The sequence below is a fragment of the Levilactobacillus tujiorum genome, from assembly GCF_012641185.1.
GTDB lineage: Bacteria > Bacillota > Bacilli > Lactobacillales > Lactobacillaceae > Levilactobacillus > Levilactobacillus tujiorum.
This window is the reverse complement of sequence record NZ_JAAXLK010000005.1, coordinates 47,165-66,785: the sequence shown is the minus strand read 5'-3', so window position 1 is coordinate 66,785 and position 19,621 is coordinate 47,165. Positions and strand designations below refer to the sequence as shown.

General features: G+C 45.8%; 17 protein-coding genes. 2 read left to right on the top strand and 15 right to left on the bottom strand.

Going from position 1 to position 19,621, the window contains the following annotated elements; genetic code table 11:
• Positions 1–62: 62 nt before the first annotated feature.
• The 8 genes from HF569_RS03660 to HF569_RS03625 all read right to left on the bottom strand — a co-directional run bounded on the left by HF569_RS03660 (position 63) and on the right by HF569_RS03625 (position 7,977).
• Positions 63–206 carry a hypothetical protein gene (locus HF569_RS03660; RefSeq protein WP_232842551.1) on the bottom strand — a complete coding sequence of 48 codons (144 nt, stop codon included), beginning with the start codon at positions 204–206 and terminating at the stop codon, positions 63–65.
• Positions 207–343: 137 nt separating this feature from the next.
• Entirely contained in the window at positions 344–2,095 is a 1,752-nt protein-coding gene (locus HF569_RS03655; RefSeq protein WP_168901360.1) for a DUF4209 domain-containing protein, read from the bottom strand.
• Between the two features lie 176 nt (positions 2,096–2,271).
• Positions 2,272–2,544, bottom strand: a complete 273-nt coding sequence (locus tag HF569_RS03650; protein ID WP_168901359.1) for a DUF3781 domain-containing protein — start codon at positions 2,542–2,544, stop codon at positions 2,272–2,274.
• The gene (locus HF569_RS03645) at positions 2,528–2,779 is read right to left on the bottom strand and encodes a hypothetical protein (protein WP_057732296.1); all 252 of its coding nucleotides are present in this window, start codon (positions 2,777–2,779) and stop codon (positions 2,528–2,530) included. The genes HF569_RS03650 and HF569_RS03645 overlap by 17 nt, the downstream gene beginning before the upstream one ends.
• A gap of 117 nt (positions 2,780–2,896) precedes the next feature.
• The gene (locus HF569_RS03640) at positions 2,897–3,589 is read right to left on the bottom strand and encodes a 2,3-diphosphoglycerate-dependent phosphoglycerate mutase (protein WP_168901358.1); all 693 of its coding nucleotides are present in this window, start codon (positions 3,587–3,589) and stop codon (positions 2,897–2,899) included.
• A 169-nt stretch (positions 3,590–3,758) separates the two neighbouring features.
• On the bottom strand, positions 3,759–4,853 hold the full coding sequence (locus HF569_RS03635; protein ID WP_168849885.1) for an AI-2E family transporter: 1,095 nt from the start codon (positions 4,851–4,853) through the stop codon (positions 3,759–3,761).
• Between the two features lie 509 nt (positions 4,854–5,362).
• On the bottom strand, positions 5,363–6,526 hold the full coding sequence (locus HF569_RS03630) for an ROK family protein (protein WP_232842550.1): 1,164 nt from the start codon (positions 6,524–6,526) through the stop codon (positions 5,363–5,365).
• Positions 6,527–7,083: 557 nt separating this feature from the next.
• On the bottom strand, positions 7,084–7,977 hold the full coding sequence (locus tag HF569_RS03625) for a hypothetical protein (RefSeq protein WP_168901356.1): 894 nt from the start codon (positions 7,975–7,977) through the stop codon (positions 7,084–7,086).
• A gap of 209 nt (positions 7,978–8,186) precedes the next feature.
• Between HF569_RS03625 and HF569_RS03620 the strand changes: the two genes are divergently transcribed.
• The gene (locus HF569_RS03620; protein ID WP_168901355.1) at positions 8,187–9,389 is read left to right on the top strand and encodes a class I SAM-dependent methyltransferase; all 1,203 of its coding nucleotides are present in this window, start codon (positions 8,187–8,189) and stop codon (positions 9,387–9,389) included.
• A 284-nt stretch (positions 9,390–9,673) separates the two neighbouring features.
• On the top strand, positions 9,674–9,904 hold the full coding sequence (locus HF569_RS03615; protein ID WP_168901354.1) for a hypothetical protein: 231 nt from the start codon (positions 9,674–9,676) through the stop codon (positions 9,902–9,904).
• A gap of 150 nt (positions 9,905–10,054) precedes the next feature.
• On the opposite strand, the gene HF569_RS03610 is transcribed toward HF569_RS03615, so the two are convergent.
• The 7 genes from HF569_RS03610 to HF569_RS03580 all read right to left on the bottom strand — a co-directional run bounded on the left by HF569_RS03610 (position 10,055) and on the right by HF569_RS03580 (position 19,080).
• A complete protein-coding gene (locus tag HF569_RS03610) occupies positions 10,055–10,402 on the bottom strand; it encodes an AzlD domain-containing protein (RefSeq protein WP_168849890.1) in 348 nt (115 codons plus the stop codon).
• A gap of 17 nt (positions 10,403–10,419) precedes the next feature.
• Positions 10,420–11,145: an AzlC family ABC transporter permease gene (locus HF569_RS03605; RefSeq protein WP_232842554.1), complete on the bottom strand. Its 726-nt coding sequence runs from the start codon at positions 11,143–11,145 to the stop codon at positions 10,420–10,422.
• Positions 11,146–11,432: 287 nt separating this feature from the next.
• Complete coding sequence (locus HF569_RS03600) at positions 11,433–11,927, bottom strand: GNAT family N-acetyltransferase (protein WP_168901353.1); 495 nt, start codon at positions 11,925–11,927, stop codon at positions 11,433–11,435.
• A 141-nt stretch (positions 11,928–12,068) separates the two neighbouring features.
• Positions 12,069–15,197, bottom strand: coding sequence for a YhgE/Pip domain-containing protein (locus HF569_RS03595; RefSeq protein WP_211089617.1), 3,129 nt, complete (start codon positions 15,195–15,197; stop codon positions 12,069–12,071).
• A gap of 388 nt (positions 15,198–15,585) precedes the next feature.
• Positions 15,586–16,911 carry a serine hydrolase gene (locus HF569_RS03590; protein WP_232842549.1) on the bottom strand — a complete coding sequence of 442 codons (1,326 nt, stop codon included), beginning with the start codon at positions 16,909–16,911 and terminating at the stop codon, positions 15,586–15,588.
• Between the two features lie 217 nt (positions 16,912–17,128).
• On the bottom strand, positions 17,129–18,298 hold the full coding sequence (locus HF569_RS03585; RefSeq protein ID WP_168901351.1) for a sensor histidine kinase: 1,170 nt from the start codon (positions 18,296–18,298) through the stop codon (positions 17,129–17,131).
• A gap of 92 nt (positions 18,299–18,390) precedes the next feature.
• A complete protein-coding gene (locus HF569_RS03580) occupies positions 18,391–19,080 on the bottom strand; it encodes a response regulator transcription factor (protein WP_168849897.1) in 690 nt (229 codons plus the stop codon).
• Positions 19,081–19,621: the final 541 nt, after the last annotated feature.

Below are 19,621 nucleotides of genomic sequence, written 5' to 3'. Positions count from 1 at the left end.
TGGTTCCATCACAAACGTATGCTTATCATCCAACACATACTGGAACTCAACGGTGTTCAACATCAACTCGACCGGAACAGTGCCTTGAAGCCTTGTTCATTGCTCATCACCACAAAGAATTTCCGATCGGTGCCGCTGACACGTTGGAAGGTTCCGTATTCCCCCTTGAACCTTTCTTTACGCAACAAGCTAATAATCTTCATCATTTCAATCTGTGTTACTTCTTTGTCTGACTAAATTCAATCTCTTTTCTCTATACGTATTGTCATTGTAAAATTAATCAATTCGATGTCATCCTGGATAACCACGTTTCGCCCTAACTAATGTTAATAAAGATCGACTCTTATTTTGCATACTTAATTCCATACGTAGATATGATTAAAAAAAGATAGAGTATCAACGAACAATTTTCCTTACCCATTGCCTCAATTGGCATTAAGCCATGCCCAATATTATTTCTTAAATTCAAACCAATTTTGTCAACCATAACAAATTTAATCAATTGATGAACATTCTCTCCTAAACCTTTCTTAACATCTGAACGATTTAAAAATGCATTGAAAGTTTGTTCGTTTTGCACCTGTTGGCTTCCAAGTGACGTAGTTGGATAGCCAGCATTTTCAAACAATCGTCTTAATGTCGATTCAAACTGTGGCGCTAAAATATGAATTGCACTTACAAAGTCATTTTGAAAATAACGGCTGATTCCAATTTCAATAATTGGGATATTCCTAGCATCAATCAGTTGCCCTTCTCGTAAAAAGTCTATACAAGACTCTGTGTTGAAATCACCATTTTCCTGTTTTACTTCAAAAATTCTATCCAAATATATTAGCGAAGTAAGTTTTAAGCTAATCTCATAATATTTATTAAACTCATACTCTAACTGCTGTTCTTCAGTTGTGTAAACCGCGATTTTTCTATCATAGCCAATTACCGATTTCGGAATCAAGCTTAACAGAACATTATCTTTCAAATTCTCTTTAGCTGACTTCATAATCTGCTCTTTGTCTGGCATGATTATCTTGCTAAGAACCATTGCTTTAAACATGTCACTTATCTCTAAATCCGTAAATAATTTCACCTGTTTTTCGATCTGTTCTAGTTCATCCGTCGAAAATTTCACATCTTCATGCAGTGTCGCAATTTCCCCACCTTTATCATATTCTTTGTATGCTAGTTTTAGGGCCACTTTACTTTCCGAAACTTTACCAGGCTCACCGATCTCTTTGAAATATTGTATAGCCAATTCAAGCTTCGCAGCTTTCACCGAGTTTAGCTCTGCCTCATTGGCTTCGTCAACATAGCTATCACCAATTAGAATTTGTATATTTCGCAGTTCTTCAAGCTGATTTCGTAACCTAATTAGAAGTAATTTAGCTTTACATGCATTTCTATAACCTTGATAATTTTTTGTATTTTTTTCACTGTACATTTTCTTTTCTATTACAGTATCAATTCGCATATTCTGTTCACTTGATGTTAGAACAGGTACTTTAGCCTTTGAAAGGATTTCTAGAAACATAACTAGCTTAGTAACGTTAATCCTTTCTTCATATATGCTTTGACATATTTTCGACAACAACCATTTTTCTTCATTTAGATTCTTCATTCTTATAGCAATCTGAAGATACCTACCAAGTAGCAGTTCTACTTCTTGAGCAGATACATCGCTATTTGCTAACAACACTTTAATACACTTAAAAAGTGATTTTGAAGCATTATATTTATTCAACCCATAACCTTTTTTTGCATAGTCATATAAAAAGTTGGCATATAAATACCTTAAGAATGGAACATTGGTATCATCGAGCCTTTTTTTATAATAATCCAGTTGTTCTCCACTAATTTCATTTCTATCTAATTCTAAATTTGTAGCATAATCCACTAACAGTGCTTGATTACTGTTTACACTCAATGGCCTCCGTTCAGATAGTGATAAAATTTTTAATTCATAGTCACATTTTTCAACAAATTCTGGATTATCTTCTTCCTTAGCCCAATCCTTCAACCGTTTTATATTTTCACTGAAATTAGATACGCCTGCTTCATCCGCTTCAATTTGACTCAATTTTTCATCATACTCTTTCATCATCATTACACCTCTCTAATCATGAAATTAGACCTTCGCATTTTGCCGCCTATTGTAGTTCACTTTACTATTGAGCACAATATATAGTAAAGTTTAAACTAATTCTTTGGGAAGCTTTCACAACTCTAACAAAAATACTGCTAGTCCCTTCGAGTAGATGGCTAGCAGTATTTTCACTTCTATTCAGTTACAAGGTTCACCGTAATTAGCCGGTAATTAAACGAATTGATCGCTAACTGTACTCGCCGCGTTGAGTTAGCCACGTAGTAGTTCTTTCCCAATTTCTCAATACTAGTGGTGACATCATCCAACATGGCAATGACTAATGCCTCTACCTCAGCCTGTGACAGATCAACAGCCAACTTCTTATTCACCCGCTGATAAACCAGTTCTGTATAGCAGACCTGCGTTTTAATCTGGTCTAGGAGTTCCCAACTAGCTAGCGTCCGCATCCTCCGTCACAAACGTATGCTTATCATCCAGCACATACTGGAACTCAACGGCGTTCAACATCAAACTAGCCCGGAATAGTGCTTTGATGCCTTGTTCATTGCTCATCACCACAAAGAATTCCCGATCGGTGCCACTGACGCGTTGGAAGCTGTCATATTCGCCAGTGAAACCTTCTTTACGGAACAAGCCAATAATCTTCATCTTTTCAAGTTGCGTTACTTCTTTGTCTGCCAAATTCAATCTCTTTTCTCTTATAAAGGATTTAGTTGCTAATTATCTATGCTGCCAGTCAGTTTCAGGCCACGAAAAAGCCGCCCCCACAAACGAGGCGGCTCTGACTCAATCAGGTAATTACTTACCTAACTTGGTCTTGTTGGTCATGTTTAACTTTTCGTCGAAATCGTAGACAACTGGTTCACCGGTTGCCATTTCGAGGTTCATGATGTCATCGTCGGAGATCCGTTCGATGTATTTGCTTAAAGCACGTAATGAGTTACCGTGGGCAGCAATGATAACATTCTTACCGTCAAGCAACTTAGGTGCGATTTGGTCTTCCCAGAATGGCATAACCCGTTCCAAGGTAACCTTCAAGTTTTCACCACCGGGTACGATGTTAGGGTCCAAGTTAGCGTAACGTGGGTCCTTAACAGCTGAGCCTTCAGCGTCTGCGTCCAAAAGTGGAGGCAAAACATCGTAAGAACGACGCCAGATGTGGACTTGGTCATCGCCGTACTTTTCAGCGGTTTCCTTCTTGTTCAAACCTTGTAAAGCACCGTAGTGACGTTCGTTTAAACGCCAAGTCTTGGTTTCTGGAATCCAAAGTTGGTCGGATTCTTCCAAAACGTAGTGTAACGTCTTGATTGCCCGCTTCAGGACTGACGTGTAGGCGTAGTCAAACTTCATGCCAGATTCCTTGATCTTTTGACCAGCTGCCTTGGCTTCTTCGACACCCTTTTCGCTCAAGTCAACGTCAACCCAACCAGTGAACTTGTTAGCTAAGTTCCATTCACTTTGGCCGTGGCGAATCAATACTAATTTTGCCATCACTTATAACCTCTTTCTTTGGTAGAATACCCTGTTATTTTACACCATCTAGCGGCTAATTTCAGCTTTATTGTGACGTTCTTTTCATGACACCGCTTACTTATTAGATTTCAGCCAGCAAATAACCCACCACGGCAATCTTCCGTAGTGGGTCGTTTCATTTCTCTTTTTATTTTTCGTCGTGACCGTGATTCTTTCCGTGCTGTCGGCGATACTTACGAATCTTCTGCACGTCGACCTGTGGCCGCGGATGCAGCCCATGCACTGGCCGAACGCCTAAGATATCCAGGAAGAACGTGAAGATCGGTACCCCCACGATCAAGCCCCAGACACCAAATAATTGTTCACCGGCCAGCAACACCACGAACGTGTAAAAGATGGGCAATTCAGTTCTGCTCGACATGAATTTCGGATTCAACACATAAGCTTCCAGTGCGTGAACCACCACAATCATCACTAGAATGTAGACGATGTAGCGCACGCCTCCAACCGAATATCCGAGAATGGTCAGCGGCACAATCGAGACGATCACACCGGCCACTGGAATCAGGCTCAGGATAAAGATCATGATGGCCAGCGTCGGCAACTGTGGCATCTGCATAATCGCCAGCACAATCGTCGTAATCACCGTATTACACAGCGCAATGAAGAACTGGGCTTCCAGCACCACACCGAACGTGTTGACAAATTTCGTCGCGAAAAAGTTAATATCCTGGAAAAGCCAGCCATACGTACTCGTCAGAAAATGCTTAGAGAACGCCGCCATCTGCTTACTCTCAATCGTGAAGAAATAACTCAGGATCAACGACATAAACAGCGTCACGCCAAACGTCCCAATGGTAGAAACATAGTTAAACACAACTTTCGCGCCATTCTGAAGCTGGTTGACAATATCAGAACTCTTGATGTAATTCGAAATCCACCGGATAACCTCGTTATTATCCGTCTGGGGACTCTGGTAAAACTTGAAGAGGGTCTCCCCACCCTTTACCGTCGACGTGATTAACGTCGGTAAATAGGTCGTAATGGCCCAATACAGTGCCCCGATCAAAATAATATAGGCCGCCGAAACAATCAACGCCGGTGGCAACTTGACCACCTTACGCACTGCTTTGACCAACTGTAAAATCAAGAAAGTGAAAATAAATGTGAGTAAAATCATATTCATCTCGGCCCGAATCAGCCACAGGATGAAGATCAGCACAACTAGCACCGTGAAACGGCGTAGTCGAACGTTAGCGATAAACCGTTCCCATAAACTCAATTATAAATCCTCCATTTCATCATGCTTTCATTATACCGCATTCCCCCGGTTTATCTAACAGTTTACTTCCCTAACCTGCGTTCGCTTTACCACTACTAAACTAGACTAAGTTCACCGGACTCGTCGCCTTACCGTTCGCCAACTTTGGGCTGGAACGCTGTGGGGAGGACGGCCAGAGCCTAGGGGCGGTCTCTGGCCTCGCTTTGAACCTCTGGGGTGCGAGTTTCAAAGACGCCATTTTCCAAGAGAAACACTTGGAAAATCCCACGGCTGAGCCCAAAGTTGACTCACTCACGGCTATACACTCTGCTAGAACTCAAGTCGCGGCCAAATCAGAATGCCTCAAGCACAAACGGTAACGTCAACCACTTACGTAGACAGCGGCAATCTGCTTTCAACATCCGCAAGCAGTACTCTCGACAGGGCCTAGCAACAACTCACGCGTTACCTATTCAAAAAAAGTCGTGCCAACTGGCGATATGCCAGTCAACACGACTTTCATCTTCTCTTTAAGATTCAACGCCCTCTAAAACTGCCGACCGCTGATTACTAAACGTTAATTGTAAATCATCCAAGCCCAGTGCCTTGTGAATAATCGCTGAGGCGCCACCCTTCAAGGAAGCTTCCTTCGCGTTCTTCGTCAACAGCAGAGGTGCCTTGCGCAGAATGGCCATGTCATCGACATACTTTCTAACGCTATCCATCATTTCTGGTAACAATTCGAGGATTGGCGCGTTGACGATAATCGCGTCCGGCGCAAAAGTATTGGACAAATTACCTAAAACCTTTGCCAAATAGTAGGAGAACTCATCGAGAATCGACAACAGTTCTGGCCGGTGTCCCAGGTAATCCCGCCGAATACGGTTGACGTCCACCCGATCAAGCTTTTGGTAAGCCATGATCCGCTGCAGTACCGTTCCTTCAGCGACGTACTGGTTAACCGTTTGGACGTTCTTTTCTTGATAACGGTCCGCCAGTGGGCAGGTTCCAATATTACCAGCCTCACCGTTGTGGCCGCGATACAGGTGACCCTCGGTGATAATCCCGGCGGAGACCTGATCCCGAATCGTTACGGAAATCAGGTTCTTATACAGACCTTCACCCGCAAAGTCCCGCTCGAAGATCGCCGATTCATTGGCCAAGTTCTCCAAGACCACGGGAACTTGGAATTTATCACTAAAGTACTTGGCTAAATCAAAGTTCTTAAAGCCCTTCAATGAGGCCCCTAAGATCTGATTCTCATAGATCGTGCCATCCAGGCCAAATGCAATTCCTAATAGCCGGTTGTCATTCTCAGCCACTGTTGCCGCAATCTTCTCATCAATCATATCCAGCACTGTGGTCAAATCCACGTCGCGCGTAGAAACACTCGCATAATTTTCTGACCGACCATCTAAGCGACTGGTAATCATTGAGAACCGTTGACGTAAAATGTTGATGCTGACGACATAGCCATACCCCACGTTTAGCAATGCCATGACTGGTTTCCGACCACCATTACGCGTGCTGACCCCATGACCAACCTCACGGATCAGGCCTTCGTGCAATAACTGGCTGTAGATATCAGAAACCGTCACTTTATTTAAACTAAGATTCCGGGAAATTTGACTACGTGAAATCGGACCAGCGTTAACAATCTGCTGAAGAACTTGCTTCTCGTTCGTTGTACGCATGATATGTTTGTTGATAATCATAATTTTCTTGTAACGACTCCTCGTCAAGACTTCGTGGTGATTTGGGAATCAAATCAGTATTAGGTCTCGCCCCATCCCCCAAGATTGGTGCTCACCTAGTCTGTGATAAGGGCCGTTACTCTACCCCCCTTAGTAGAATTTCTGATTCTAGATATATAGTAAAACACGCTTACCAATTTGGCGTAAATAATGACTTGTGAATTTTTTGGGGACTTTTCGTGTCTCAATGGCGGTAACTCCTTGCTACCACTAGCTTTGCGGCCACTAAAACACTTGTAGACCAATTAATTATATTATACACCCTCTTAAACTATTTGTTCGCTTAACTTACCATCATGTCAAATTTCGGAACCCATCCGTTGGAAAAGGTAAGTTTTCTTTCCAAATTGACCATCAGCCACAAAATTTTTGGTCATCAATGTTTTTTCCCATTTCAGCATGATTTGCAATTTCCGAACAATACCTAGGCTTGGATGATTTAATCCGCAAATTAAAAAACGGCCCGGACATTGTCGTCCGCACCGCTCTTAGCTAGCTTATTTCAAATATTGACTCGTGTATTTTGCCAAGGAAACATTCTTCTTAGCGGCTTGTTGCATGGCGACCCGCACATCTTGATCACTCATCGCGCTCGCATTGCCGCCAGCACCATCAATGGTCTTTCGTGCAGACGCAATCTGTTGGGCGGTGATGGTCTTACCATCCAGCTCCTTTTGACTCTGGGTAACCGTGTACTCGTTACTCCCTGAATAGTTCTTCGCGGCTTGCTTCTCGGAAGAAGTCAAAGACGCACTCGAACTATTCGTCGCCGAACTACTGCTGGTGGATGATGCGGAAGACGAGGAATCCGCCGCCGCATTCGTTTCATTCGTCTGACCGGCGTTATTGGCCTTACGTAAGGTCAACGCTTGATCGTACAAGTTCTTGTAGTAGATCTGACGGAACTTTTCGTTATTGAACAGCTCATCCAAGGTGGTATTCGACTGTCCATAATTCAACGCCTGATTCTCACCCTGCGCCTTCTTCAAAATTTCCTTAAATTGTTTAACGTTGGCTTGGATCTCCTTCACTTGCTTGTAGCGATCCTTCGCGCGCTTGACCAACACCGCGGAACCATTCTCGGTGTTCTTAACGGCGGCATAGTGCGTCTTCGCCGTCGCAAAGTGCCGAGCTTCCAGTGCATTTTCACCCGCTACGTAGCGTTGCGTTTGCGTTAAGTAGCGTTGCGCTGTCTTATCATTTAAGCGCCGCTTCAAGGCATTCTGGAAATAGCTCTCGGCTTGCGTGTAGTGTTTATCTTGAATGGCAGTACGCCCGTTGGCCATTGCCGCTTGGTACTCTTTAGCAGTTGCGTGATGGTTCGAATACGCGTAACCGCCAATCAGCAGTGCCACAACGATTGTTGCCACGACCCATACCCATTTTTTCAAAGTGAAAGACCTCCGCTGGTTAATTATGTCTTTATTATACCATGCCTGTTCTCCGAATCGGTGGATTTTACTGGACCAAATCGGCGAAAGCACACATTAAGCGCTTACATTCAAGGCTTCCCCTTACGCTTTCGGGGGTGATAGGCGTATAATGGCATGGTAATTTTGTTTCTTCTGATGTATTGAAGAAACCGGAAAGGACCCATGACATGCTTGAAAAAACTTTCTACAAAACGTTCCTGAGCCACACCTTCAACATCCCCGTCCGCGTTAACTACTGGGACGGCACCAGCGATGTATACGGGACCGGCACTCCTGACGTCACCATCACCATTCACGAGGCCATCCCGGTTAAAGAGATCTCCCGTAACGCGTCCATCGCGTTAGGTGAAGCCATTATGGATGGCAAGATCGAGATTGACGGCAGCATTGAGGACTTACTGACGGCCGCTTACGAAAACGCCGACAGTTTCTTCCACAACTCGAAGTTCATTCACTTCCTGCCTAAGCAAAAACACACTGAAAAAGAAAGTAAGACCGACGTTCAAAACCACTATGATATTGGAAATAACTTCTATCAACTCTGGTTGGATGACACGATGACTTACTCCTGTGCCTACTTTGAATCACCCGATGATGATTTGTACACCGCACAGGTTAACAAGGTTCACCACATCATCAAGAAGCTCAACCCACAACCCGGTAAGACCTTGTTGGACATCGGTTGTGGCTGGGGTACTCTGATGTTGACGGCTGCTAAAGAATACGGCCTGCACGTGACCGGAATTACTTTAAGCCAAGAACAATACGACTACGTCAACCAACGGATTCAAGACGAAGGCTTAGCCGATGTCGCCGAAGTTCGCTTGGAAGACTACCGTGAGCTCGGCAACGAACAGTGGGATTACATCACCTCCGTGGGAATGTTTGAACACGTGGGCCAAGAAAACTTGGGTCAATACTTCGATTGCGTTCAAAAGTACCTGATGAACGATGGGGTTGCCTTAATTCACGGGATCACCCGGCAACAAGGTGGCGCCAACAATGGTTGGTTAAACAAGTGGATCTTCCCCGGTGGCTACGTTCCTGGTCTGATTGAAAACACGACCCACATCATCGAAAACGGCTTACAAATCGATGATATGGAACCCCTCCGGCGTCATTACCAAAAGACGGTGGAAATCTGGGACAAGAACTTTAACGAACACCGCGAAGAAGTTGCCAAGATGTTTGATGAAAAATTCGTACGCATGTGGGATCTTTATCTCCAAGCTTGCGCGGCATCCTTCAAATCTGGTAATATTGACGTGATTCAGTATTTGATTTCGAAGGGCCCTTCAGCCCGGATGTTACCGATGACGCGGGATTACATGTATGATGATACGCATGCCCGCGCTAACGTAACCGACTAATACAATTGTTCAGGTGACCGCGGATCATCTGAAGTAAAAGCACCACCTGACTGGGATTGATCACTCGGTCGGGTGGTGCTTTTTTGGTTGGGTAACTCGTGGGGGGGGCTGCGGATGTGTTTTCTCTAAGCTAACCTCTCTGGCAAATAGGACTTGCTGGTAGATCACTCAATTAACCATTATGCCTGATTTTCATCTCTGCTTTTATTGCCCCAAACTACATGCTATAGTTAGAGAACCCTAACCGGGAAAAATTAGGCAAACTGTAAAAGGCGGTGTCTCAATTGATCAACCCCAACATTCATCTGGCCTCATCCTCTGAATTAGATAAGATTATTAAACAACGATTGGTCGATCGTGGCTATACGGCTGTTCAGGCAACAGAATTAATGATTGCCTATCGTGAACTGATTGCGTCTTGGAAGCATGATTACACCAATCCTAAATGTGGCTCTCACCAGTCTGCATCTAACATCGCTGATGACATCATTTTATATGAAGAATTCCAACATTAATAATGCGTGAACACTTCTTGACGGAAGTGTTTTTTAGATTCTGCTTACTAAGCTGTTACTTGCCAACCTCACTTACTAAAAGCTCAATATAATCCTGCTAAAAAAGGGACCCTACCATCCAGCAAGGTCCCTTCGTCATATCAAATTTAGTCATGCCATAAACATCGACAAGATAAAGACGCCAATCAAGCCCACGATCACCGAAATGGCCATCGACCGGGTACGGTAGGCGACAATAATCACTATTACCGCCGCAAGCATTTCTGAATACTTGTTAAGTAGTAGCGCGTAGCTGGCACTGTCGATGAAGATATCCTTCACCACTAGCGCCGTAAACAGTGATACCGGCACGAACTTCATCCACTCGTTGAACCATTCCGGAATTGACCGCTTGGTGAACAACATCAGCGGGATGAAACGCGGGATGAAGGCCACAATAAAGCCTAAAATAATTAGCCAAAAATGTTGCGTACTGTTCCACGTATTAACTGCGTTCATATAGCTCTCCCTGTATCCTAATTAGCGTCCGAATGCTCCACAGCCTCTTTCTTTGAGCCAGGACTACGCAAGCGCCACAGCCAATGACTGTCAGGCAATTTCTTACGCAGTGTCGCTTCCAAAGCGAACCCAATGAGTGAAGCAATAATTGTCGAAATAACCAACCCTAACGTACTCTTGGTCAGCATCATGCAGACCGCTGCGAGTACTCCTGAAATCAGGCAAATCACGATGGTTAGCCGGTTCTTGATCTGCATGACAATCATGTACAAGAACAACGCCGTCAGCGCGAAATTAACGATGCTCAGGTCAATCTTCAAGGCACTACCGATCAGACTGCCCACGACGTTACTAGCCGCCCAGAATAGCAAGGAATAATGCTCCACCATTAGAGCTTCCTTACCCGTCCACTTTTTATCAGTGGCAAATTTTAAGTAGTTAATGGCGTAATTTTCATCGTTTAACGAGACCGCAAACATAAACAGAAAGCGGTTAGATGAGCCCTTTAAGTATGGTGATAAACTCGAACTCAGTAATGCATACCGTAATTCCAGGAAAAACAGCATCAAAACAATTGATAGTAATGGGGAATTAATAGTCAACATCGTGGCAATTAAAAATTGTGCCCCACCGGAAAAGATCAACAAAGAAACCAATCCAGTCAGTAAGGTATTGAACCCTGCCGCGTGTAGCAAAATCCCACAAGCCAGCCCAATTGGAATATAGCTTAAATTAAGGGGCATGGCTACCCGCAGTGTCGACCGCCATAAGGGTTCATTGGGGTCTGGCACTTGCTTGGGGTTTGGCCGTCGTTTATTCAAGAATGTTTGCCTCCGTCGAATACTCTGATATATGAAGCAACTTAACGGGTTCCCCCGTTATGCATAAAACCACACGATGATATTTTAACATGTTTCACGTCATTTTCATATAACATATACAATATTTATCAAGGATGAGCCTAGACAATTCCCGGTTTCATTGCGTATTTGTGAAAAAATCCGGTGCGTTTTCATCACTTATCACAGCATTAGAAATGGCGACCATAAACCTCCAAATCGGCGGTGAATCCTTGCATATCCGCAATGGCTGGCAGGTGACCCCAGTGTTCATAGCCCGACTGCTCAAAGAGATGCCGGCTGGCCTGATTATGGCCAAAGATGCGGGAAATCACGGTTGTGACCCCTAATTTAGGCGCCTGTTGAGCCACCCAATCAATAGCCTGGGTCCCTAGATGATGGCCCCGATACTGGGCATCCAAGTAAATGGCAATTTCAGCGGTATTTCGATATCCCGCCCGGTCGCTGTAGGGTTCTAAGCCAACAAAGCCGGCGCAAGCGCCATCACTTTCAATCACCCACAGTGGAAAATGATCCGGGGTAAAGGCAGCGAACCACGCCTGCCGTTGCGCGACGGTAACCGGGGTCAAATCAGCCGTACTCCCCTTGGTGGCGACGGCTTGATTATAAATCGCAATAATGGTGGCTTGATCGCTGACCTGTGCCAGCCGAAATTTCACGGACATACTGTCTCCTCTTTTCTCTCATCTGTTTTCATTATACGCAAAAAGTGCCATGAAGCTAGCTGCTTCACGGCACTTTTTGGTAACTTATCTAAAAAGAGAAACGCAATCGTCAAACTTGCATTTCTCCTAATCGTTTAATTTTTACGAATGAGCTTTCGTGTTCGGATCTTCAACCGCTTGTAACTTTTGGTTGTCATCCAATTGTGAGACACCCATCAGATGCTTCTTCTGTAACCAAGCCATCGTTGGCCAGAGCAGTGCTAAACCAAGAATGGTAAAGAGTGCTAAGACCCATAAGGCTTGCCCAACCATGCCAGACATTCCTGACGTAATGGCTTGCCGGAATCCGAGGATTGAGTAAGTCATTGGTAGGAATGGGTGAACAACGTTGTAGAAGTGGTTCGTGACTTCCATTGGGAACGTCCCACCGGAACCACCAAGTTGTAGCATCAGGAGAACCATGGCGATGAAACGACCAGGGTTATCCAGCAGCATTGAGAGGAACATGACGATAAACATCGACGCCTCAGCGAAGAAGACCGAGATCAGAATCATCTGACCTGGGTGATCGACCGTCAAGCCACCCAGCATCATCAGCGCTGGTTCAATCAGTCCCATGGCGAGTCCTTCGACTGCGCCAATGGAGACCTTACTCAAGTACCAGCCTGTAGCTGTTCCGCCTTCGCGTGACACCTTCCGAATTGGGAAGGCAAAGTTGAAGACCAAGGCCCCAACGTAGAGGGCAACGGACAAGACGTAAGGTGCTAAGGCATGCCCGTAGTTTGGCACGTAGCTGTAGTTTTCATGCTTCAGCTTCGTTGGTGCGGCAAACATATCGGCCGTCTTGCTAGTCAGTGGTTGCGCTTGAATCTGATCAGCACCACTCTTCAAGGACTTGGCTAACGTGCCACTGCCATCGGAGAGCTTCTTAGTCCCTTGCATCAACTGGTTACTGTTGTCATCCAGTTTTTGCGACCCATCGGCCAGTTGGTTAACCCCACTGGTCAGCGTAGGTACCTTGCTGTTTAGTTCGTTCAACCCAGAAGTTAATTGACCGGAACCGTTCATGAGTTGAGCGGAAGAGCTGGTCAACTTGTTGCCGGCTGCAGTGAGTTGTGGCGTCTTGGAGTTAAGCTTGTTGACACCGCCAGCGGCCGTCTCTAGACCACCGTAGAGAACAGACATCTTGCTTGAAAGCTTCTTGGAACCAGACTTCAACGCAGGACCATTCTTAGCTAACTTCTTAGAACCATCAGCTAATTGTGTAATTCCAGCGGTCAGCGTTGGAATTTGACTATTCATCGTTGTCAAGCCATCAGAAAGTTGGTTTGAGCCTGCCAAAGCTTTAGAAACCCCAGCTGTATAGGTATCGAGCCCGGTACTCAAATCACCAGTACCTTTAACTAGCTTAGCTAAGCTCTTAGAAGAACTGCTCAACTGGTTAATCATACCGCTCTGAACTTGAAGGTTTGCCAATGCGCTAGACATAGCCGAAAGATCATCAGTTGTCAATTTAGCGTCAGTAACACTGCCTAATAAGCCTTGGAGCTGTGTTGCTTGTCCCTGTAGCGTAATCAGAGTCGCTAACGATCCTTGCATCGTCTGCATAGTCTTACCAAGATTGGCCACATCCGCTGTCAAATTATCGACAGCAGTATCGTAATCTTGCTCAGCAGTTGTGCTCTTAGTTTGGGCAACTGGTGCTGAACTAGCCTTAAGTGCATTGGTTTTGGATGCCGCGTCAGTAGTTGCACTACCGACTGCATCAGCAGCACTTTTTATAGCACTTTCATCTCCACTTTTGACAGCCTTTTGTAATTCAGAATTTTCGTGAACCGCCGTATCCGCAGCACTTTGAGCAGCATCCACTGCTGCTTTATCAGTGTTTTCTGAAGTAGCATCGTTTGACGAATTTGAACTATCAGCAGATGGCTGTGCATTCTTAATAGCTTGCTTAGTCTTAACATCAACAATATCAGCAGTCAACTTATCCTGAGTAGCTGTCAACGTTGAATTCAAACCAGTTAAATCAACCTTGGAAAGTGCGTCTAACTGTGCATTTAAGTCTGCTAACTTTCCTTCGTCAAGCATACCGCTACTTTGCAATTCACCTAACAGCGTCTGCAAAGCCTGCAACTTTGTAGGATCTTTAGTCAGCGTAGTCAATGAGCTCAGACTAGGAGCCAATTGATTCATCATGGTTTGTAGTTGTAGAACACCATCATTGACCTGACTAGCACCCAACTTCAACGCACTAGAATTCTTATCAAGTTCATTCAACCCAGAAGTTAAACTCTTACCGCCATTAGCCAACTTGGTCACGCCACTTGCCAGTGGACCAACCTTGTTGCTAAGCGTCCCGATTCCTGAATTCAACTGGTAAACGCCATTTACATAGGTATAAACCCCCGTATTCAGCGTCTTAGCGCCAGCACTCAATTGGGAAGTCCCATCCAGCAACTTAGGCATTCCGGCACTCAGCTGACCAACACCACCAGTATACTGATTAACCCCATTAGCATACTGTCCAACCCCACTGGTATACTTCGCCAGTCCGGATTGCAGCGTTTGTGAGCCGTTCGACAACTTCTGAATTCCCGTAGCCAATGGCTTTACGGAAGTCTTCATCTGTTGTAAACCATTGTTCAACGTGTGAACCCCAGTTGTATAGGTGTTCAGACCATCCGTTAAGGTAACCGTTCCGTCCTTTAATTTGGCGGAACCCTTAGCGGCCTTGTCCATCCCCTGACCCACAGCGTAGATCTGCTTAAAGGTCGCTTGGGCATAGGCCTTGGTAACCTTGGCCCGGATTTCACTATCCAACTTAGATGATCCCACTTCACTCATAACCTGGGCAATGTAGTTAGCAGAGCCGTTGGTTTTGTAAGTGAACGTCATCTTCTTAGGATGCTTGTCCAGCGCCGTAGCGGCATTCGCCGAGAAGTTCTTGGGAATGGTGATCACCGTGTAATACTTGTGGTGCTTCAACCCATCGGCCGCCGTCTTAGCGGACACGAACTTCCAACCTAATTGGTCGTTTTTCTTCAAGTTAGTGATCGTCTGATCCCCAACGTTTAATTTCTGCCCTTGGTAGGTGACCGGCTTATCCTGGTTAACCACCGCAACGGGTAAACTGCCAGTCTCGCCATATGGATCCCAGACTGACTTCAGAAAGAAGATACTGTAGAGGAATGGAATAAACATAATGGCAAGAACGGAGATTAAAATCAACCGATTATGCCGAATGTAATTCCATTCGCCTTTAATCATATTCACAAATGCCAACTCCCTTTATCCTCAAAATATCCTTAAAATTGCGCGTTTTCAGCTAATAATAGAAGTATCTTCGCACATTAATACTTGACTTGTCAAAAATGCAACACGCCATCGACAATCCTTAGAAATCGTCACCAATTCACTTATACCGGCATTTCGTCGTTCTCACATATAATAAATTAAATTTCAGGGAGATTCTCGTTTAGTCGGTTGCCTAACGTTAGCCCCAATTATACCGGGCAAGCGGCCCACTACCTTGACCAGAATCAAGTTAGCTTTATCTGCCTATACCTATCATAATCAAAAATTCCGTTCACGCTACACCTAATTCACAAAAAAATCGCCCACCATCTGGCGAGCGATTTCGACTTCTTCAATTTAACTAGAATAAGGCCACGATTGACCGCCAAATCCGGACAAAGAAATTGGCTTTCTCAACGGCTTGCGTCACCTTCAATGGCACCTTGGTCGTCTTGGTATTGCCCAAGAAGCCCAACTGATCACCCTTCAAGGAAATGTTAGCCGTTCCAATCGTCGCATCCTTGGCTACTGGCGCTTCCAGCTGATCCTTTTCGTTATACTTCGCCTTCAACTGAGTCTTAGCTGAAATGTTGCTGGCAATCTGATCATTGCGAATCCAGAGCTTAACGTCTTGGCCCAACACCGTCTTAGCGGTCTTGGCCTTGGCGTCATGCGTCGTCACCGTCTTGGCACCCTTCACTTGGTCACCAGCCTGGTAGCTCACCGTCTTAAAGTTGTTATAGACGTAAGACATCATCTTCTGGGTTTGTTGGAACCGTGATGGATCGGTCTCTGACTTGTGGGCAGCGTGTAAGACCACCGTGACAATCCGGTTACCGTCGTTATTGGCCGTCCCGGTAAAGTTAGCCCCGGCAGCATCCGACGTTCCCGTCTTCAGGCCATCAACGTGTAGCTTGGAATAAGCCGCGGACAGGCCCTTGAGCATCCAATTCCAGTTCTCCATCTTGGTGGCATCGTTGGTGCCCTTTTCAAACCACATCTTCTTAATGTTCGTGGTCTGGAGGACTTCTGGGTACTTGTCCAACAGCGCCACGGCTAATTTAGCTTGATCGGCTGCCGACCATTGGTTTTCTGCGGAACCCTTAACGTTGCTGTAACCGAGCTTACCGACCTGTTTGTTGGTCAACCCACACGCGTTATAAATCTCAACGTCGGTCATCCCCAGCTTCTTGGCCTGCGCCTTCATCTGCGTGACGAAAGCGTGTGGTGACCCGGCAACGGCGCTACCCAAGGCTTCGACCGCACCGTTGGCTGAATAGATCAGCGAGGCTTGGTACAAGGCCTTTACCGTATATTTGTGACCGGCCCGTAATGGCACGTTAGACAAGTTGGTATCCTGGGCCACCTTCGCGATATCCTTGTTGATGGTAATCTTTTGGTCCCACTTCAACTTACCGGCATGAATGGCGTCCAGCACCATGTAGATTGATAACAGCTTGGTCATCGACGCTACGGGTAACTTCTGGTCCGCGTTCTTACTATATAAAATCTGGCCCGTCTTGGCGTCAACCGCGATTCCCGCCTTGGCCTTCAAATTAACCGTCGTGCTCGTCTGTTGACTAGCGGCCTGCGCCGTCACTGGTGCACCTAAACTACTGATTCCGCCCGTGATCAGCGTTACCGCCGTCACCAAGCCAATCACCATTTGTCGTACTCGCTTCATCATGACTATCAAAACTCCTCTATCTTATGTATGAGTCTAGGACAAAAGCCCCAGACCAATTTGTATATCCGAATTTACATTGTCGAAACGTGCGCCAAAAGGCAGCTGGTTCCGCTTAAAACTGATAACCAAACAATCCAGGCCCGGGATTATTCGGTTATCAGCCTTAATGCTCGCCAGCTAACCGCCTTTTGTCCCACTCTTGTCTAGTTAACTCTCATTATTGACCGGGGGTCCGCAACCGTTGAGGAATTTCCAACGGCTGATCGTGCTTAACCGGCAAGTGAATCACAAAGCTAGTCAGCGCGTCGTCGGACTCCACGTAAATGTACCCACCGTGCAGGGCCACAATGCTCTGGGCGATCGCCAGGCCCAAGCCCGTGCCGCCAGTTTCCTTCGACCGCGACTCCTCGACCCGGTAAAACCGCTCGAAGATCATGTTCAATGACGCCTTAGGAATCTTGGGCCCGTCGTTAGTGACCCGGACTTCTAATTCCTGATCGCTGAGTTGAGTGGCGACTAAGTTAATGTGCTTGCCACCATCGCCGTACTTCAAGGCATTGGAGACCAAATTGTTGAAGACTCGAACTAATTTTTCAGGATCAGCCTCCATCATCATCGTTTCCGATGAGTTCTCGGCACCGATCGTCATGCCCTTCTTCTGGGCTTCCAACTCGAAGCTGGCCCCCAACTGTTCTAGCATCGCGGCTAAATTAATGTTGGTCAGGCTCAACGGCGTATCCGTCTGACGAACCTTCGTGTATTCGAAGAGGTCGTCCACCAGCGATTTCATCTGTTTAGACTTCAGAAAGGCCGTGTGCGTGTATTTGAGTAGGTCCGCCTCGTTGTGATACTGCTTATCCTCAATCAGCCCCAGATAACCGATAATCGACGTTAACGGCGTGCGGATATCGTGGCTGACGTTGGTAATCAGCTCATCCTTAGACTTCTCGATGGCCCGTTCTTCATCCATTGAATTGATGACCGAGTCGACCAAAGCATTGACGGAATCCACCACCCGTTGCACGTCCCCACTGACCCGAAACGGAATTCGGTGGTCGAAATGCCCATTGGCAATGTAGTGAAGTTCATCGATGATATGGCGTAACTGCATTTGCCGATACCGCCGAATCAACCGCCACCAGACCACTAGGGCGTCGGCAATCAACATCAAGCCAATGAAGAGATTCTCCCAGCTCCACAGTTGAAAGTGGTTGGGGCCCAGCACGACGGACCGTTTGATAATAAAGATCCCGTCCCGTAACCCTGGATTGCTCTCAATGGCTTGCACAATCAGCACCAGCAAAGCGAGGTTCAGCATCAACAGGAGGATGACGGTAACAACCCCTTCCATGAATAACGCACTCTTCTCGCGTGTGGTTAACTTCATGGTCGCAGCCCCCGTTTATTTAATTGTTTGTTACATGGTTTCATGTTGCACTCCTACTCTACCTGGTTCTCATCTGATTAGTTGATTCTAGGCTAGTGAGATTCAATCTTGTAGCCCACGCCCCAAACGGTTTGAATGACCTTTTCGCCGTTGGTGGCGTCTTCGATCTTATCCCGCAAGTGGCTCACGTGAACCATGACGGTCTTGGCAGAGACGATACTTTCCTGCCGCCAAACCCGCTCAAAGATTTCATCCGCTGAGAAGACCCGGTTGGGGTGACTCGCCAGTAGGTAAAGAATCCCAAATTCAAGCGCCGTCAAAGACACCGTCTTACCAGCAATCGTTTTAACTTCATGCGAATCCTTGTTGATCGTCAGCGTCCCAATGTCCAAGATGTCAGGACTATCATCCGTCACTTGGTCTTGGCTCCGCCGCAACAGCGACTTAACCCGGGCCATCACTTCGAGTGGGTTAAATGGCTTCGTCACATAATCATCAGCGCCGGAAATCAAGCCTTGGATTTTATCCATATCACCGGTCTTCGCTGACAAAATCAAAATCGGAATCTGTGAATCTTTCCGCACTTCTTTCATCACTTCAATACCGCTCATTTCAGGCATCATGATATCCAAAATCATTAAGGCAATATCTGGCGTCGTGTGGAGCTTGGTCAACGCTTCTTTACCGTTGTAGGCGGTGAGGGGTTCGTAACCCTCATTTTTAATGTAAATTTCCAATAATTGAGCAATTTCTTTATCGTCATCGACAACTAAAATTTTCATGTGGGTTGTTCTCCTTTTCTGCTAGGGTAATTCACTAGCGGTCCTGCCCCGCAGGCTTATGTCTATTCTAACAAATAACCCGCGCGAGGCGACCAGAAAGCCCGAACCTTTAGCCGGGCGTAAGGCACTTAACCATTCCTTAATCTTACACTATTTACGGCCACACCGCCAACTCGAAGGTTAACGTGGGCTTAACTTTTCTGGCAGGTGTAACTTTGAAAAACGTTACTTAGTAGTTGAGGAAAAATGGTTATAGCTGTCCGCCTTACCGTTCGCCAAATTTGAGCTGGAACGCTGTGGGGAGGCCGGCCTAAGCCACAGACCGGTCTTAGGCATCGCTTTGAGCCGAAAAAACACGTCTCAAAGACGCCATTTACCAAGAAAACCACTTGGTAAATCCCACGGCTGAGCCCAAATTTGGCTCACTCACGGCTACATAGATATTGTCAATTACTATTGAATGTACGCTGCCATTCCAAGTAGCCAAAAAGGTCGGCAGAAAGCTTTATCCAGTACAGTTAACTCTCATCCAATGTCACTG

Bases quoted from the DNA above. Each gene is read 5' to 3' on its own strand.
- HF569_RS03595 (WP_211089617.1), bottom strand. From the start codon at position 15,197: ATGATTAAAGGCGAATGGAATTACATTCGGCATAATCGGTTGATTTTA.
- HF569_RS03660 (WP_232842551.1), bottom strand. From the start codon at position 206: ATGATGAAGATTATTAGCTTGTTGCGTAAAGAAAGGTTCAAGGGGGAA.
- HF569_RS03580 (WP_168849897.1), bottom strand. From the start codon at position 19,080: ATGAAAATTTTAGTTGTCGATGACGATAAAGAAATTGCTCAATTATTG.
- HF569_RS03610 (WP_168849890.1), bottom strand. From the start codon at position 10,402: ATGAACGCAGTTAATACGTGGAACAGTACGCAACATTTTTGGCTAATT.
- HF569_RS03640 (WP_168901358.1), bottom strand. From the start codon at position 3,589: ATGGCAAAATTAGTATTGATTCGCCACGGCCAAAGTGAATGGAACTTA.
- HF569_RS03605 (WP_232842554.1), bottom strand. From the start codon at position 11,145: ATGCCCCTTAATTTAAGCTATATTCCAATTGGGCTGGCTTGTGGGATT.
- HF569_RS03590 (WP_232842549.1), bottom strand. From the start codon at position 16,911: ATGATGAAGCGAGTACGACAAATGGTGATTGGCTTGGTGACGGCGGTA.
- HF569_RS03620 (WP_168901355.1), top strand. From the start codon at position 8,187: ATGCTTGAAAAAACTTTCTACAAAACGTTCCTGAGCCACACCTTCAAC.
- HF569_RS03650 (WP_168901359.1), bottom strand. From the start codon at position 2,544: ATGCGGACGCTAGCTAGTTGGGAACTCCTAGACCAGATTAAAACGCAG.
- HF569_RS03585 (WP_168901351.1), bottom strand. From the start codon at position 18,298: ATGAAGTTAACCACACGCGAGAAGAGTGCGTTATTCATGGAAGGGGTT.
- HF569_RS03655 (WP_168901360.1), bottom strand. From the start codon at position 2,095: ATGATGAAAGAGTATGATGAAAAATTGAGTCAAATTGAAGCGGATGAA.
- HF569_RS03600 (WP_168901353.1), bottom strand. From the start codon at position 11,927: ATGTCCGTGAAATTTCGGCTGGCACAGGTCAGCGATCAAGCCACCATT.
- HF569_RS03630 (WP_232842550.1), bottom strand. From the start codon at position 6,526: ATGCGTACAACGAACGAGAAGCAAGTTCTTCAGCAGATTGTTAACGCT.